We start from the raw sequence: 16270 nt of genomic DNA on the forward strand, positions 1-16270 counted from the left end.
TCGTTCCTCGGCTTCACCTTTCGGCGCTCATCAAGTAGCGGCAGGCTGGAAGCTGGTCAGCACCGGCGAGCCCACCTCGTCTGCGACCGTCAGCCGGGCAGGCCGATGAGCCGGCCGAGGACGGTCACGTTGTGGTCGAAAAGGTCGGCGCGGTTCTCCACGACATTGTTGAACTGGCCGAACAACTCGAAGTTGACGATCCCGAACACACCCGTCCAGGCGATGATCGCCCGGCTGACGACGTCGTCGGACACCTCCGGCATCATCACCGCGCGCAGCCGGTCGGCGTCCGCGGTGAACGACGGCGGTGGCGGCGGGCAGATGTCCGGTGGGTTCAGCACGCCCGCGTCGCGAGCGTCACTGATGATCTTTCCGTACACGACCGTGTCGCGGATGGCGGGCCCGACCGTGTCCTGCGGTGCCTGGTAGCCGGGCACGGGCGAGCCGTAGAGCAGCGCGTACTCGTGCGGATGAGCGAGCGCCCACCCCCGCACCGCCCGGCAGACCGCCAGCCACCTTCCGTTGTGGTCGTCGCGGGCGCACGCGGCGTCGGCTCGCTCGACGGCCTCGCCGATCGCGTTGTAGCCGTCGACGATCAGTGCGGTGAGCAGGTCGTCCCGGCTGGGGAAGTACCGATAGATCGCCGAGGAGACCATCCCCATCTCCCGCGCCACGGCACGCAGCGACAGCCCCGCCGCCCCCTCGGTCGCCAGTTGCCTGCGGGCTATCTCGGTGATCTCCCGGGTCAGCTCCACCCTCACCCGTTCCCGGGCCGTACGGCTCGCGTTCATGCCCCGACGTTAGCAGAGCGCCGACAACGAACGAGAGCACTGCTCTTGACACGGTGATGCCATAGAGAGAGCATTGCTCTCGAAACAGAGCATCGAACTGCACACAAGAAGGACGGGAACATGGGAAAGCACGTCATCGTGGGCGCCGGCCAGGTGGGACACCGGCTGGCAGAGCTCCTCAGCGCTCAGGAGCACGAGGTGGTCGTCGTCACCCGGTCCGGTTCCGGACCCGAAGGCGTGACGAAGGTGGCCGCGAGCGCCGCCGACCGGGACCGGCTGACCGAGATCACCAAGGGTGCCGACACCCTGTACAACTGCATGAATCCGCGCTACCACCGCTGGGCGCTGGACTGGCCGCCGGTCGCCGCCGCGCTGCTGGCCACCGCCGAGACCACCGGCGCCGTGCTGGTGACGTTGGGCTGCCTGTACGGCTACGGACCCGTCGACGGGCCGATGACCGAGGACCTGCCGCTCGCGGCGACCGGGGTCAAGGGCAGGGTCCGGACGACGATGTGGGCTGACGCGCTCGCCGCCCAACGGGCGGGGCGGGTCCGCGCCACCGAACTACGCGGCTCCGACTATTTCGGGCCAGGCGCAGGTGACCAGTCCTACCTGGGTGACCGCCTCGTACCGGCGCTGCTCGCCGGCCGGCGGGTGTCGTTCCTCAGCGATCCGGACGTCCCGCACGCCTGGACCTACCTGCCCGATGTCGCGCGGGCGCTGGCGATCGCCGCCGTCGACGAACGGGCCTGGGGCCGGGCATGGCACATCCCGACGGGACCGGCGGTGTCGGCGCGGGCCTTCGCCGAGCGCTTGTGCGCCATCGCGGACGCCCCGGGGCCCCGCTTCGCCCAGGTGCCGAGGTGGGCCTTCAACGCGATGGGGCTGGTGTCCCCGATGATGCGCGAGCTGAGGGAGACCCGTTACCAGTTCGACCGGCCGTACGTCCTCGACTCATCGGCGTTCGAGACGACGTTCGGCGTGGCGCCCACGCCACTCGACGCGGCGCTCGAGGAGACCCTCGCCTGGTGGCGTTCGCGGGACACCGTCCCGCGGCCCGCATGACATCGCGGCGCCGTGGGCCCTCACGCGGTCACTTCTTGGCGGTTCCGGTGGACAGCGCCGCCACGAAGGCCTCCTGCGGGACGTCGACCCGGCCGATCGTCTTCATCCGCTTCTTGCCCTCCTTCTGCTTCTCCAGCAGCTTGCGCTTACGGGAGATGTCTCCGCCGTAGCACTTGGCGAGCACGTCCTTGCGGATGGCGCGGATGTTCTCGCGGGCGATGATCCGCGCACCGACCGCCGCCTGGATCGGCACCTCGTACTGCTGCCGCGGGATCAGTTCCTTGAGCTTGGACGTCATCATCAGGCCGTACTCGCGGGACTTGTCCTTGTGCACGATCTGGCTGAAGGCGTCGACCGACTCGCCCTGCAGCAGGATGTCGACCTTGACCAGGTCGGCCTCCTGCTCGCCGCTCGGTTCGTAGTCCAGCGAGGCGTAGCCGCGGGTGCGCGACTTCAGCTGGTCGAAGAAGTCGAAGATGATCTCGGCCAGCGGGAGGGTGTAGCGGATCTCGATCCGGTCCTCGGACAGGTAGTCCATGCCGAGCAGCACGCCCCGGCGACCCTGACAGAGCTCCATGATGGCGCCGATGTGGTCGCTCGGGCTCAGCACCGTGGCCTTCACGATCGGCTCGTAGATCGTGCCGACCTTGCCCTCGGGGAACTCACTGGGATTGGTGACGACGTGCGCGTCACCGGACTCCATCTCGACCCGGTAGACCACGTTGGGCGCCGTGGAGATCAGCGAGAGACCGAACTCGCGCTCCAGCCGTTCGCGGACGATCTCCATGTGCAGCAGCCCGAGGAAGCCGCAGCGGAACCCGAAGCCGAGGGCGAGCGAGGTCTCGGGCTCGTACACCAGCGCGGCGTCGTTGAGCCGCAGCTTGTCGAGGGCGTCGCGCAGCTCCGGGTAGTCGTCGCCGTCCAGCGGGTAGAGGCCCGAGAACACCATCGGCTTGGGGTGCTCGTAGCCCCCGAGTGACTCCGGGGCCGGGCGCGACGCGCTGGTCACGGTGTCGCCCACGCGAGCCTGCCGCACGTCCTTGACACCGGTGATGAGATAGCCGACCTCGCCGACCCCGAGCCCGTTCGCGGGCTTGGGCTCCGGGGAGATGACGCCCACCTCGAGCGTGTCGTGGGCGGCGCCGGTGGACATCATGAGGCTCTTGTCGCGCCTGGAGAGGTGCCCGTCGATCACTCGGATATAGGTGACGACGCCACGATAGGTGTCGTACACCGAGTCGAAGATGAGCGCACGCGCTGGGCCGTCCGGGTCACCGGTCGGGGCCGGCACCGTCTCGACGATCTTGTCGAGCAGTTCGCGGACGCCCTCACCGGTCTTGCCGGACACCCGGAGCACCTCGGAGGGCTCGCAGCCGATGATGCCGGCCAGCTCCGCGGCGTACTTGTCCGGCTGCGCGGCCGGCAGATCGATCTTGTTGAGCACCGGGATGATGTGCAGATCCGCCTCGAGCGCCAGGTAGAGGTTGGCGAGCGTCTGCGCCTCGATGCCCTGCGCGGCGTCGACCAGCAGCACCGCGCCCTCGCAGGCGGCCAGCGACCGGGACACCTCGTAGGAGAAGTCGACGTGGCCCGGGGTGTCGATGAGGTTGAGCACGAAGGACGTGCCGTCCGGGCCCTCCCAGGGCAGCCGCACGGCCTGGCTCTTGATCGTGATCCCGCGCTCTCGCTCGATGTCCATCCGGTCGAGGTACTGGGCGCGCATCTGGCGCTCCTCGACCACACCGGTGAGCTGCAGCATGCGGTCGGCAAGGGTGGACTTGCCGTGGTCGATGTGCGCGATGATGCTGAAGTTGCGGATCACCGCGGGATCGGTCTCATCAGGTGCGGGAATCGCGGGCACGCGGATCCTTGTACGGGAGCGTAGAGTGGAGATCTTGCACTACCCATGGTCCCATGCCGCATGCCATGCTCTGCGCGGTGCCGTCGGCATGCCGATATCCCCGTGAGCCCGTATTTTCCGTTGGGTTTGAGGGTTGGCTCATGGAATTGGTAGGCTGTCCAACTGCGTGTGGCGCGTGTGTCGTGCCCGAAGGCCGCCGGTCAGGCGGACCACGCGCCCATCCGATCGACTTCCCTAATCCGAGGCTTCTTCGTGGCGAACATCAAGTCCCAGATCAAGCGCAACCGGCAGAACGAGAAGGCCCGTCTGCGCAACAAGGCCGTCAAGTCCGAGCTCAAGACGGCGATCCGCAAGTTCCGCGAGGCCGCGGACGCGGGCAACGCCGAGGAGGCGACCACCGCCATGCGGCACGCGAGCCGCAAGCTCGACAAGGCGGTCAGCAAGGGCGTCATCCACAAGAACCAGGCCGCCAACCGCAAGTCGGCGATCGCCAAGCGCGCCGCCGCCCTGTAACCAAGGTCGAGGGTGTCTCACGACGCCGTGCCCCCCGCGGGGCACGGCGTATTCGTGTTTCACCCGAGTGCTCTACTGGATGGACCATGCTCTACGGGATGGACCATGGATGAGCGCCGGCGGACGCGATTGTCCAAGTATCTCGCCAAGCACCTGCGGCACCGGCCGGAGCTGATCGGGATCACACTCGACGAGGCCGGCTGGACCGATGTCGAGGAACTGCTGGCGGCCTGCGCGCGTCATGGGCGCCCGATCAGCCGCGACGAGCTCCATCAGGTCGTCTCGGGGGGCGGCAAGCGACGCTACGCCTTTGACGAGACCGGGCGGCGGATCCGGGCCAGTCAGGGGCACTCGGTCGCCGTCGATCTCGATCTGCCCGTCACGCCGCCGCCGGATCTGCTCTACCACGGCACCGTCGAGCGGGTGCTGCCGGCCATCCGGCGCGAGGGCCTGCGCCCGATGGCCCGCCACGACGTGCACCTGTCCCCCGACGAAGAGACCGCCCGGCGCGTCGGCGCGCGCCGGGGGCCTCCGGTCGTGCTGACCGTCGACGCCGCCGCGATGGCCGCGGCGGGCCACGAGTTCCGGCTCAGCGCGAACGGGGTCTGGCTGGCCCGCTCAGTGCCGCCGCGATATCTGCGGTGACGGCCGTCTCCGCCTCCGCCCAGGTGAGGACGGCGCGGACCCAGGCCGGGGCCGGTTGCGACTGGTGGCCGAACAGGTAGCGGTACGGGACGAGACCGCGCAGCGCCCGGTGCACGTCCAGCCGGTCATCGATCATGTGCGTGATGCCGAGTTCGGCGCAGTGGAGGGCCTTGTCGGCCCGCTTGCGGCAGAAGCGCACGTTCCCGGGCGGCATGCCGGTGCGCTCGTAGAAGTCCTGGTGGGCGAGCCACCGAAGAGTGCGCCGCTGGATGCGCTCGCCGCACTTGGAGATGATCCACACTCGCCCGCCGAAGAGTTCGACGAGCCGGGGCAGCACGTCGAACGCCCCTTCCGTGGGCGGCGAGCGCAGGGCCTGCTCGTCCCCGCCCTGCAGGAAGACGGTGTCCTCGACGCCGGAGGGCGCCGAGGCGCCGTGGATCACCCGGCCGAAGTCGACGCCGAGCCGATGATCGGTGTTCGTGTTCATGGGAGCACTGTGGCGACCGGGTGACTAGAAGAGAACTATCGATCGTACTGCCATCTATAGTCACCGCCTATGGATCTCCACACGGTGTCCACCGATGCCCTGGCCTCGTTCGCCGTCTTCGCCGACCATCTGAACTTCACCAGGGCGGCCGAGGAGCTGCGGATCTCCCAGCCGGCGCTGCACGTGAAGATCCGCAAGCTGGCCGACTCCCTCGGCCGCCCCCTCTACCGGCGGCAGGGACGGCGGCTCGAGCTCACCGCCGAGGGCGAGGCCGTCGCGCGGTTCGCGCGCGAGCTCGACACCCGGGTGTCGGCCTTCCTCGCCGAGGTGCGCGGCACCGCTCCCGCGCGCCCGCTGGTGCTGGCGGCTGGTGAGGGCGCCTTCCTCTACCTTCTCGGCGACGTTGTGCGCGACACCCTCGCCCGCCCCGGCCCGGGTCTCCGCCTGATCAACGGTGACCACGCCCGGACGCTGGCCGCGGTGCGGACCGGCCGCGCCGACCTCGGCGTCGCCGTCCTGGACGTGCGGCCGGGTGATCTCACCGTGGTGGCGCTGGCGTCCTTCCCGCAGTTGCTGGTGATGCCGGCCGATCATCCGCTGGCGACCTCGTCTCGCCTCACGCTGGCCGACCTCGCCGCCGTCCGGCTCATCGTGCCGCCGCCGCATCGGCCGCTCCGTGTGGCCCTGGAGCGGGCCCTTCGCGCGGCGGAGGTCGAGTGGTCGGTCGCGGTCGAGGCGGAGGGATGGCCGCTGATGCTGCATTTCGTGGCGCTCGGCGTCGGGACGGCGGTGGTCAACGGCTGCGTACGACTGCCGCCGGGGCTGGTCGGCCGCGAGATCACGGATCTGCCGCGGGTGCCGTACCAGGCCGTCCACCTCCCCGGCCGGGACGCCGACCCGCGGGTCGCCGGACTGCTCACCGCGATCCGCACCCGGCTGACGGCCGACCTGGTATGACGGGCGGGGAGATCCACCGCCGGTCACCGGGAGGCGCGATGCAGTACGAGATCGAGGTCGACATCGAGGCGGCACCCGAAGCCGTCTGGGCCGTGCTCACGGATGTCGAGCGCTGGCCCTCCTGGACAGAGTCGATGACCAGGGTGAGTCGGCTCGAAGACGGCGAACTGGGCCTCGGCAGCACGGCACGGGTCGAGCAGCCGGGCCTGCCCGCCTCGGTGTGGACGGTGACCGAGCACGAGCCCGGCAGAAGCTTCAGCTGGACGTCGAAGGCGGCCGGGATCACGACGGTCGGCGGGCACCACATCCTCGCCGGCCCGAACGGCACCACGAGCGTACGGCTCACCCTGCGCCAGACCGGGCCGCTGGCCCCGGTCATCGGGTTGCTGCTGTCCCGGCGGAGCCGCCGCTATGTCGACATGGAGGCACACGGCCTCAAGCGGCGGTGCGAATCCTGACCCGTCGCCGTCGCAGTCGCGGTCAGCGGATGGCGCGTGCCGCGACGATCTGGCCGATCGCCTTCTCCAGCGCGTACGCCGCATCGGCCGCGCCGCCCTTCACCTGGGCGTCGGTCTCGGCCACGACGCCGAGCGCCCGCGAGACCCCTTCGGGCGACCAGCCGCGTAGCTGGGCCCGTACCCGGTCGACCTTCCACGGCGGCATGCCCAGCTCCTTGGCCAGGCCCGGGCCGCGCAACCCGCGCGGCGCTCCCCCGACCTTCGCCAGCGAGCGCACGCCCTGGGCCAGCGCACTGGTGATCAGCACCGGGGCCACGCCCGTGGCAAGCGCCCACCGCAGTTGCTCGAGGGCCTCGCCGAGACGGCCCTCGACGGCCCGGTCGGCGACCGTGAAGCCGCTGACCTCGGCCCGGCCGCGGTGATACCGGGCCACGGCCGCCTCGTCGATCTTTCCGTCGGTGTCGGCGACCAGCTGGGAGCACGCGCTGGCGAGCTCGCGGAGGTCGTTGCCCACGGCGTCGAGCAGCGACCGGGCGGCGTCCTCGGTGATGGCTCCCCCGGCATGGCGGATCTCGGCCCGTACGAAGCCGACCCGCTCACTGGGCTTGGTGATCTTGGGACAGGAGACCCTGCGGGCACCGAGCTTGCCGAGCTTGTCGAGGAGCGCCTTGCCCTTCGCGCCGCCGTGGTGCACCACGACGAGGGTGATGTCGTCGGCCGGATGGGCGGCGTAGGCGGTCACCTCGGCGACCAGGTCCTTGCCGAGGTCTTGGGCCGAGCGCAGCACCAGCACCTTTCCCCCGCCGAACAGCGAGGGAGAGGTCAGCTCGATCAGCCGGCCGGGTTCGAGTGTGGCCGGCGTCAGCTCGACGACATCGGCTTCGGGCTCGGCGGCCCGGACGGTGGCCACGATATCGGCGATCGCGCGGTCGACGAGCAGTTCCTCGTCCCCGACGATCATGGTCATCGCATCTGCCGGCATTCCAGCAGGATGCCACTCCCACGGAGTGCATGCGCCGGAGACCGCCCTACGTCACCGCGCGCGGCGCCACCGCCTCAGTCGATGGTGTGGCCGCCGTTGACGGTGATGCGCTCGCCGTTGAGGAAACCGGCGGCGTCGGAGGCGAGGAACGACACCGTGGCGGCGACGTCCTCGGGAACGCCCATGCGGCCCAGGGGGACCTCCGCGAGGTAGTCCCGCAGGTGCTCGGTCGCGACCCCGGCATGGCGCTCGACCGGGATCCACCCGGGGGCGACCAGGTTCACGGTGATGCCGAGCGGGCCGAGCTCGCGGGCCCATGTCCTGGTCAGGCCGAGCTGGGCCCCCTTGGCTGCGGTGTAGGCGGACGTCCCGGGCACGGCCCGTTCGAACATGTCGGAGCCGATCTGGATGATCCGGCCGCCCTTCTTCGCCTTCATGCCGGGCAACACGGCCTGGAGCAGCAGCGTGGGGCTCTTGACGAAGAAGATCAGCTGGTCCAGGTGCGTCTGCCAGGTGAGGTCCTCGACTTCGACGAACGGCTGCGGGCCGGTGGCGTTCGGCACCAGCACGTCCACCGGCCCGAGGCGGTCGACGACCCTGGCGACGAGGTCGGTCACGGACGCCTCGTCTGTGACGTCGGCGGCGAACACCTCGACCACCCCGCCCTGAGCGCGGATCTCATCCCGTACGCGGTGAGCCTGCTCGACGCCGGGCAGATCGTTGACGGCCACCGCCCAGCCGTCGGCGGCCAGCCGCCGTGCGATGAAGGCCCCCAGCCCACGCGAAGCGCCGGTGACCAGGGCGACACCATCGGGTGCGACCACGGGGACCCTCTCGCGAACATCGGGGGGCGGCCGACATTGACGATCATCGACCGAAACCCACAGATACCCCACGTTCGGGCCGGACCGCAAGAACAGATCATGAGCGCCGTGCGACACCCCGACAAACGCACGGCTCCCTCGCTCGGCGTTCACTCAGCGGAGGCCTGCCGTGCCTGTCAGCGACATCTCGTCTCGTTATCGCAGGAGGTATGCGAGCAGACCTGACAAAGAGGACACTCCCCGCCCTGGCTCTCGGGGTCCTCGCCCTCCCGCTCAATCCTCTCACCGCGACCGACACGAAGGCCGCGATGACGGCCACGACGACCACCACAACGGCCGAGGCGACCTGCCCGATCGGCGTCGCACACCGCGGACGGGTCACCGACACCCAGCCCGAGAACTCCCTGCCGGCCTTCAAGGACGCCTGGAAGTACATGACGTGGGCCGAGACCGACATCCGCTTCTCGCGGGCATCCTCGTCGAACCCCAACGGCGTACCGGTCCTGATGCACGACGCCACACTGAACCGGACGACCAACGGCAGGGGGAACGTCTCCTCGCTCTACTCCTCGCAGTTCGTCGCGCTGCGGATGAAGAGCCGCACCGGAGCGGTGACGAGCATCAACCCACCGACGCTGGCCGAGGCCCTGCAGGCCGCGAAGAGCGCGAACAAGTACATGCTGCTCGAGACCAAGACGCGCATCAACGCCGCACAGGCCCGCGAGATCACCAGGCGCGTCATCAGCGCCGGGATGCTCGACAGGGTCAGGATGCAGAGCTTCAACGCCGCCGACCTGAAGCAGCTCAAGGCCGTCGAGCCCAGGCTGGCCGGAGGCCTGGCACTGCTCACCTATGACCATCCCACGTCCTCGGCCCATCCCTATGCGGCGCCCAAGGCGACCGCGATGACCAGGGCCGCCACGGATCGGCTCCAGGCCGAGGGCATCAAGATCACACCGTGGACCGTCAACGACCAGGCCGCCTGGCCGAAGCTGAAGTCCTGGCGGGTGGACGCGATCATCACCGACCTGGTGTGGACGTACGCCGAATGGAGATCGGCCAGCTGCTGAGCCGCCGGCGGCCGGGGCCGGTGACGGCAGAGATGTCGACCCGGCCCCGCCGCACCGGCCACGGACCGTCCATGGCCGTCAAGCCCGCGGCCGCAAGCGGCAAGGTTCGCGTCCATAGATCCACGCGCGGGCACGAACCACCCCATGGCGCTCACAGAGGTCCTCATCGACCAGGCGACCCGCGACAACCTCGGCGAACAACTCGCCGAGGTGGCGGGGTCGCTGTGGGCGCATCATTGCCAGACCTGCGGCAAGCCGCTGGGCGACGTCCCACCCGCGCTGCTGGTCAACGACATTGGGCGATTCGCGTTCGCGGCGTTGCACCATCCGACGTGCAAACAGGCCCGGTGGAACAACCGCGATGTGATCTGGTTCAACTGGCACGCGTTCTCCACGTGGACCGCGTTCACATCCGTCATGCCGTTTCGATATGGAGACAAGATCGAGCAGTGGCCAATGTTCCTGCTCAATCCCAGCCTGGAGGCCATCGCGCTGAAGCGTGATGACGAGCGCCGGACGTGGCATCCACGATTCGACACCCGATTCTTCACCGCCGGCATGGCGCCACCCGGTGGGCGATTCAGCCGCCACATACCGTTGCCCGGTGTGAAGGCGGTCCTCTCCCACGACTCGATCACCGTCAGGGTGCAGGCGGACTTCGTGGACGAGTACCAGATCGAGGCACATCTCGACGTGCTGGAACGAGCGGATGATCTCCAAGGCGTGTACTTCGTCGTCACGCACGCCCTGAATCCCGCGCGGTTCACGGTGGAGGAGTTCCTGGCCATGATGAAGGCGGGCCGGATGCTGATCGGGTGGGCGTCCATCGGGTAGCACCGCTGGGGCCGGGTCGCCGGCTGCCCGGCGGCCTGGCGTATGGCTCAGGACCGGCGGTCTGCTTACGGCTCAGGACCGGCGGGCGACTACGGCGGGGCGGCCCTCGTGATTCAGGACGGCGATGTCGCCGTGCAGGTCCGTACGGTAATCGTGCATGCCGAGGCCGCGCAGCATCGCCAGCGTCGCGGGCGCCGGGTGCCCGTACGTGTTACCCGCCCCTACCGAGATCACCGCGATGCGCGCCCGCGAGGCCGCCAAGAACTCCCGGGCCTGCCTCGCGCTGCCATGGTGAGGCACTTTGAGCACGTGCACGGGAGGCACCCCCGGCGCGAGGGTCCGCTGCGCCTCGGTCTCGACGTCGCCGGTCAGGAGCACGCCGAGACCTCCCACCCTCGCCACGAGCACCACGCTGGCGTTGTTCACCTCGGTGCCCGGATCGTGCGTCGAGATCCTCGGCCCGGCCGAGACCGGACCGAGCACCGACAGGCTCAGTGCGCCGATGGTCCACACCTGCCCGGGCCGCGCCTCGCGGACGGCGCGACCGCCGACCAGACCTCGCTCCTCCCCCTCGCTGAGCGGGCTCGGCAGCACGGTGCCGCCCGCCCTGCCGCGCATGGCTCCGGGCACCCCATCGACGTGATCGGCGTGGGGATGCGTCAGGACGAGCAGGGGCACCTCACGTACACCAAGATCGCGCAGGCAGCGGTCGACCGCCGCGGAGGCGGGGCCCGCGTCGACGACCACCGCGCGGCCCGGGCCTGCGGTGAGCACCAGGGCGTCGCCCTGCCCGACGTCGCACGCCACGAACAGCCAGCCGCGGGGCGGCCAGCCTGGTGCGACGATCCGCACGGCGACCGCCACGACGAGCAGCCCCGCGCAGGCGGCCGCGGCGATCCGCCGCGCCGGAGGATGCCGGAGCACGAAGGCGGCCAGCGCGGCGACGGCGATCAACGAAGCCGCCCCGAGGGCGCCGTCCCGCCACCGCACGGTGCCGTACGGCACGCCGGCGGCCAGCCGGGCGACGGTCACGATCCAGCCGACGGCCAGCCCCGCAGGTCGCACCAAGAGCCTGGCGACCGGCATCGCGACCGGCGCGACGGTCGCGGCGAGGGCCCCGAGCAGCGTCGCGGGCGCGATGGCCGGGGCGGCGAGCAGGTTCGCGCCGATCGCCACCAGGCTCAGCTCACCGGTCAGCATGACAAGGACCGGGGCACAGGCGAGCTGCGCGGCGGCGGCGACGGCCACCACCTCGGCGACCGGACGCGGCATCCGGCCGCTCAGCCGCTCCCGCCACGGCGGCGCCAGGACCAGCAGACCGGCCGTGGCCAGGACCGACAGCGCGAAGCCGTACGACCGGGCGAGTTCCGGGTCGGCCAGCACGAGGACGAGGACGGCGGCGGCCAGGGCCGGCACGCCGCGCCGCTCCCGCCCGCTCACCAGGGCCAGCAGCCCGATGAAACCCATCACTGTGGCGCGCAGCACGCTGGGCTCGGGCCGGGCGACGACGACGAAGGCCGACACCGCCAGGGCGGCGAGCAGCGCCCCGCGCCGGCGGCCGAGCCGCACCAGACCGGCGAGGGCGAGCACACCACTGATGATCAAGGCGAGGTTGGCGCCGCTGACGACCATGATGTGGGTGAGGCCGGCGTCCTCGAAGTCCTCGGCGAGGTCCGGATCGAGCCGCGATGTGTCTCCGACGACCATTCCGGGAAGGACCGCCCGCTGCGTGGCGGGCAGGTCGTCGCTCGCCTCGCGCAGTTTCGCGCGTACGGTGGCCGCCGCCCGCTGTGCCGTGGAGGGGCGATCGATCACGCTCGGCGGCCCGCGTACGAGAGCGATGGCGGCGAGCAGCTCGGCCCGATCCGGCCGGGCCAGCCTGGCCTCGAGCCGGACCCGCTGGCTCGGCACAAGATCCCGCCAGGCCGCCGCCACCGGCCCGCGGACGATCAACAGGACGGGAACCCGCACGTCGACCGGCCGGTGCGGGCCCGTCCAGACGGTCTCGGCGCGGGCCCGCACCGTGAGCAACTCACGGCCGCGCACAGGACGCGACTGCGGATCCGCGGTGATCACCACCTCCATCGATGCGCGGGCGTCCGCGTTCGCCAGCGCCCGTACGGGCCCCGAGCCGACCGCGGTGAGCCGGAGCCCCACCCCGGCGGCTCCCGCCGCGGCACAGGCGAGCACGGCCACCGCGACGGCCCGCCGGTGCGGCCCCGGCCACGCGTGTCCCGGCCACAACAACGCCCCCGCGGCGAGTGCACCGCAGCCGGCGGCGACACCGTAGGAGACGGTGGGGCCGGTGACGATCAGCGCGAACGACACGAGCCACACCGCCAACGCCGGTGGCACGAGCCTCAGATCGTGCGCCGTCCCCCGGCCCGCTGCCGGGCGGGCGGCGCTCATACCCGTACGTGACCCTTGAGCTCGGCGAACCGCCGTTCGCCGATGCCGGTCACCTCGCGCAACTGGTCGACACCGCGGAACCCGCCGTGCTGAGTGCGGTAGGCCACGATCCGCTCGGCGAGCACGGGTCCCACGCCGGGTAGCTGCTGGAACTGCTCGGCGGTGGCGGTGTTCAGGTCCAGCGGAGCACCGGGGGCTCCCCCGGCCGCGCCGGGCGACGGAACCGCGGCCGGTGCGGCCGCGGCCGGGACCCCGACCGGGATCTGCTCACCGTCGACCAGCCGGCGGGCCAGGTTGAGCGACCCGGTGCCGGCACCCGGCCGCAGCCCCCCGGCGGCCCTGATGGCGTCGCTGACGCGCGCCCCGGAGGGAAGCGTGACGACGCCCGGTCGGCGTACCTTTCCGGCCACATGGACGACGACGGTCGCGCCCGCCCCGGAGACGCCCGCCGCCGGGGAACCCTGCGGCCCGGGCACCGCGGGCGATCCGGACGAGACGGCCAGGGAGGCGGCGGGCTCGGGAGCCGCACGCGGGGCCGGGCGCGAACTCCACAGGAAGCCTCCCGCCACGAGGGCGGCGACCAGCCCGACCACCGCGAGCGCCCGCGCCCCCGGCAGCCCCGGATCGAACCGGCCGATCAGCGGCCGGTCCGCCTCGCCCTCGGACCCGGCCGTGTCCGGCACCGCCGTCGGGGGCTCGCCGGGCGCCCGCGGTGACGACCGTAAGGACGCCGCGGGCGGAGCCTGGTGAGATGGCGAAGGCGTCGCCGCGTCGTCGGTTCCCGGCGGAAGCGCGCCGAAGGAGGCGGGCGGGTGCGACCCGTCCGGTGGGACCCGGCCGAGCAGCGAGCGCAGCCGTTCCGCCGCGGCCCCGCCACCACGTGTTCGCGAGCCGCCTCGCGCATGGAGAGGTCTCATGCCGCCCGACGCTAGGCAGGCACGTGAAGCCGCAGGAAGAGGCTCAGCGAAATGTGGATAACCCTGAGCACCGGCCAGCCGCGTCTTGATCAAGGATCGGGGCACCCTGGGGTGCCCCGATCCTTGATCCACTTCACTCTTCAGCGAGGGGCGACGACCACGCCGACCATTCCGGGGCCCGCGTGCGCTCCGATCACCGGGCCGACCTGGCCGACATGCAGCTCGCCATACCTCGGGATGCGCTCCCGCAGCCGTGCCGCGAGCGCGTCCGCGCGGCCCTGCGCGGCCAGGTGGTGGACGGCGAGGTCGACTTCGCGGTCGCCTGCGAACTCCGCGGCGAGGTCCGCCAGCCGGGCCAACGCCCGCGACGGTGTCCGTACCTTCTCCAGCGGCTCGATCCGGCCGCCGGCGATGCCCAGCAGGGGCTTCACCATCAGCGCCGAGCCGAGCAGCGTGGCGGCGGCGCCGATCCGGCCGCCACGGCGCAAGTGCTCGAGGGTGTCCACGTAGATCAGCGAGCGTGACCGCTGCGCCCGGTGCCTCGCGGCGGCGGCGACGTCCTCGATCGAGGCGCCCAGCCGGGCCGCCACCGCGGCCGACAGCGCCGCGAAGCCCACGCCCATGCCGATCGTGCCGGTGTCGACGACCTCGACCGCCACGGGGGCGTCGCGGGCCGCGAGCCGGGCCGCCTCGACCGTCCCCGACATGGCCGCCGACAGGTGCACGGACACCACTCCGGTCGCGCCCGCCCGCGCCGCGGCCTCGTAGGCGTCGGCGAAGCGCACGGGCGATGGCCGGGAGGTCGTGACCGGATGCCATTCCCGCAGCGCCCTGGCGGCCTCTGCGGCCGTGATGTCCACGCCCTCCTCGGAGACCGACCCCCCGATGGAGATCTGCAAGGGCACCACGGTCACGCCGTGCCGGTCGGCGACCTCCGCCGGCAGATAGGCGGTCGAGTCCGTGACGATCGCGACCGCGGCACTCATGGCCGGAGATCACTCCTGTGGCGATGCCGCGCGCTCGGGTCCGTCCGTGACGATGCCGATTCCGATGACGATCGCGACCCGGCGCTCGTGGCCCGCGATCGCTCCCGCTGCGGATGACGCTCGCTCGAACCCATGACGATCAACCGGCACTCATGAGACCGCTTCGGTGCCGCGCGAGCGGCCCCACGCGCTCGGGCCGCCGGTCAGATCGCAACGCCGCCGCGCCAGACACGCAGCGCGCGCAGGCCGAAGGACCACGCGAAGGCACCCTCGTGGTCGGCGTCCCAGAGCACGATGTCAGCGAGCATCCCGGGCGCGAGCGCGCCGCGGTCACCGACCCGCAGCGCCGCCGCCCCGCCGAGCGTGGCGGCGCGGAGGGCCTCGGTGACGCTCAGGCCGAACATCGCGACCGACAGCCCGACGACGAGCGGCATCGAGGTGATGCCGCACTGGCCGGGGTTGTGGTCGGTGCCGAGGGCGAGGGTCACACCGCGGTCGAGCATGGCGCGGACGGGCGGGGTGCGCCGGGTACGGAGGGCGCTGCCCGGGCAGACGGTCGCAGTGACCCCGGCGTGCGCGAGGGCCTTGATGTCCTCTTCGCTGGCCTCGGTGAGCAGGTCGGCGGAGCAGCAGCCGACCTCGGCGGCCACCTGCGCGGCGCCCACCCGGTCCTGGGCGCAGGCATGGATGCGCGCCTTGAGCCCGGCCTGCTTGCCGGTCAGCAGCAGCGCCCGGGCCTCGTCGGCGGTGAAATGGCCCTCGTCGCAGTAGACGTCCATGCTGTCGGCGCCGGCGGCCGCGGCGTCGCCGGCCCAAAGCCGGACGGCCTCGACGTAGTCGCGGCGGCGGCCGAAGAACTCGGGCGGCAGCACATGCGCGGCGAGGAAGGTCGCGTGGATCCGCGGCATCGCGGGCTCGCTCTCGAGGGAGCGCAGCAGCCGGATGTCGGCGAGTTCGCCGTCGCGGGTGAGGTGATAGCCGGTCTTGGCCTCGACCGTCGTCGTGCCGCCGACGATCCACTGGCGCAGGCGTTCCCTGACGTTGTTGCACAGTGTCCACGGGTCGGTCCCGCGGGTGACCGTGACGGTGGAGTTGACGCCACCGCCGGCCGCCGTGATCTCCGAGTGCGACGATCCGCTCGTGCGCATGGCCAGCTCGGCCCAGCGGTTGCCCGCGTAGACGGGATGGGAGTGCGCGTCGATCAGGCCCGGGGTGACCAGGCCACCGCCGAGGTTCTCCACATGATCCACATCGACGATGTCGTCGATGACCCCGGGAACGCTCTGCGGCAGATCGGATGCCGGCCCGGCCCAGACGATGCGGTCGTCGTGGATGAGGATCGCGGCGTTGCTGCAGACATCGGTGCCCGTCCAGAGCCTGCCGATGTTCGTCAACAGCCGTACGGTCATGGTCGCGTCACCGGCCGATCGGGACACTCGGCGCAAGGAGCGGGATTCCGGACGTCATGCAG

General features: G+C 71.4%; 16 protein-coding genes. 7 read left to right on the top strand and 9 right to left on the bottom strand.

From position 1 onward, the window contains the following. Positions 1-89 precede the first annotated feature (89 nt). Complete coding sequence (locus tag HKK74_RS00560; protein ID WP_187240919.1) at positions 90-791, bottom strand: TetR/AcrR family transcriptional regulator; 702 nt, start codon at positions 789-791, stop codon at positions 90-92. Positions 792-911: 120 nt separating this feature from the next. On the opposite strand from HKK74_RS00560, the gene HKK74_RS00565 reads away from it, so the two are divergent. Then, positions 912-1856: an NAD-dependent epimerase/dehydratase family protein gene (locus HKK74_RS00565; protein WP_187240920.1), complete on the top strand. Its 945-nt coding sequence runs from the start codon at positions 912-914 to the stop codon at positions 1854-1856. A 28-nt stretch (positions 1857-1884) separates the two neighbouring features. Here HKK74_RS00565 and lepA read toward each other — a convergent pair whose 3' ends face one another. Beyond that, positions 1885-3708 carry a translation elongation factor 4 gene (gene lepA, locus HKK74_RS00570; RefSeq protein WP_187241392.1) on the bottom strand — a complete coding sequence of 608 codons (1824 nt, stop codon included), beginning with the start codon at positions 3706-3708 and terminating at the stop codon, positions 1885-1887. A 261-nt stretch (positions 3709-3969) separates the two neighbouring features. Here lepA and rpsT point away from each other — a divergent pair, with 261 nt between their 5' ends. After that, a complete protein-coding gene (gene rpsT / locus HKK74_RS39525) occupies positions 3970-4230 on the top strand; it encodes a 30S ribosomal protein S20 (protein ID WP_187240921.1) in 261 nt (86 codons plus the stop codon). A 105-nt stretch (positions 4231-4335) separates the two neighbouring features. After that, positions 4336-4875, top strand: coding sequence for an RNA 2'-phosphotransferase (locus tag HKK74_RS00580; protein WP_187240922.1), 540 nt, complete (start codon positions 4336-4338; stop codon positions 4873-4875). Here HKK74_RS00580 and HKK74_RS00585 read toward each other — a convergent pair. Further along, complete coding sequence (locus HKK74_RS00585) at positions 4820-5362, bottom strand: hypothetical protein (RefSeq protein ID WP_187240923.1); 543 nt, start codon at positions 5360-5362, stop codon at positions 4820-4822. The two genes, HKK74_RS00580 and HKK74_RS00585, sit on opposite strands and share 56 nt — an antisense overlap. A gap of 69 nt (positions 5363-5431) precedes the next feature. Between HKK74_RS00585 and HKK74_RS00590 the strand changes: the two genes are divergently transcribed. Further along, entirely contained in the window at positions 5432-6319 is an 888-nt protein-coding gene (locus HKK74_RS00590; RefSeq protein ID WP_187240924.1) for a LysR family transcriptional regulator, read from the top strand. Between the two features lie 38 nt (positions 6320-6357). Further along, complete coding sequence (locus HKK74_RS00595; RefSeq protein WP_187240925.1) at positions 6358-6777, top strand: SRPBCC family protein; 420 nt, start codon at positions 6358-6360, stop codon at positions 6775-6777. Between the two features lie 22 nt (positions 6778-6799). On the opposite strand, the gene holA is transcribed toward HKK74_RS00595, so the two are convergent. Further along, a complete protein-coding gene (gene holA / locus HKK74_RS00600; protein WP_187240926.1) occupies positions 6800-7759 on the bottom strand; it encodes a DNA polymerase III subunit delta in 960 nt (319 codons plus the stop codon). A gap of 74 nt (positions 7760-7833) precedes the next feature. After that, a complete protein-coding gene (locus tag HKK74_RS00605; RefSeq protein WP_187240927.1) occupies positions 7834-8583 on the bottom strand; it encodes an SDR family NAD(P)-dependent oxidoreductase in 750 nt (249 codons plus the stop codon). Positions 8584-8792: 209 nt separating this feature from the next. Here HKK74_RS00605 and HKK74_RS00610 point away from each other — a divergent pair, with 209 nt between their 5' ends. Both HKK74_RS00610 and HKK74_RS00615 read left to right on the top strand, forming a co-directional pair. Then, positions 8793-9653: a glycerophosphodiester phosphodiesterase gene (locus tag HKK74_RS00610; RefSeq protein WP_187240928.1), complete on the top strand. Its 861-nt coding sequence runs from the start codon at positions 8793-8795 to the stop codon at positions 9651-9653. 144 nt (positions 9654-9797) lie between these two features. Next, a complete protein-coding gene (locus HKK74_RS00615) occupies positions 9798-10487 on the top strand; it encodes a hypothetical protein (RefSeq protein WP_187240929.1) in 690 nt (229 codons plus the stop codon). Positions 10488-10559: 72 nt separating this feature from the next. Here the strand turns inward: HKK74_RS00615 and HKK74_RS00620 are convergent, their stop codons facing one another. The 4 genes from HKK74_RS00620 to hutI all read right to left on the bottom strand — a co-directional run bounded on the left by HKK74_RS00620 (position 10560) and on the right by hutI (position 16208). Continuing rightward, the gene (locus tag HKK74_RS00620; RefSeq protein ID WP_187240930.1) at positions 10560-12896 is read right to left on the bottom strand and encodes a ComEC/Rec2 family competence protein; all 2337 of its coding nucleotides are present in this window, start codon (positions 12894-12896) and stop codon (positions 10560-10562) included. Next, positions 12893-13813: a ComEA family DNA-binding protein gene (locus HKK74_RS00625; RefSeq protein ID WP_187240931.1), complete on the bottom strand. Its 921-nt coding sequence runs from the start codon at positions 13811-13813 to the stop codon at positions 12893-12895. Before HKK74_RS00625 ends, HKK74_RS00620 begins: the two co-directional genes overlap by 4 nt. Positions 13814-13953: 140 nt before the next feature. Then, entirely contained in the window at positions 13954-14799 is an 846-nt protein-coding gene (locus tag HKK74_RS00630) for a DegV family protein (RefSeq protein WP_187240932.1), read from the bottom strand. A gap of 203 nt (positions 14800-15002) precedes the next feature. Then, the gene (gene hutI, locus HKK74_RS00635) at positions 15003-16208 is read right to left on the bottom strand and encodes an imidazolonepropionase (protein ID WP_187240933.1); all 1206 of its coding nucleotides are present in this window, start codon (positions 16206-16208) and stop codon (positions 15003-15005) included. Between the last annotated feature and the right edge of the window lie 62 nt (positions 16209-16270).

Origin of the sequence: Actinomadura alba, assembly GCF_014323705.1 — a bacterium.
GTDB classification, from domain to species: Bacteria; Actinomycetota; Actinomycetes; order Streptosporangiales; family Streptosporangiaceae; genus Actinomadura_C; species Actinomadura_C alba.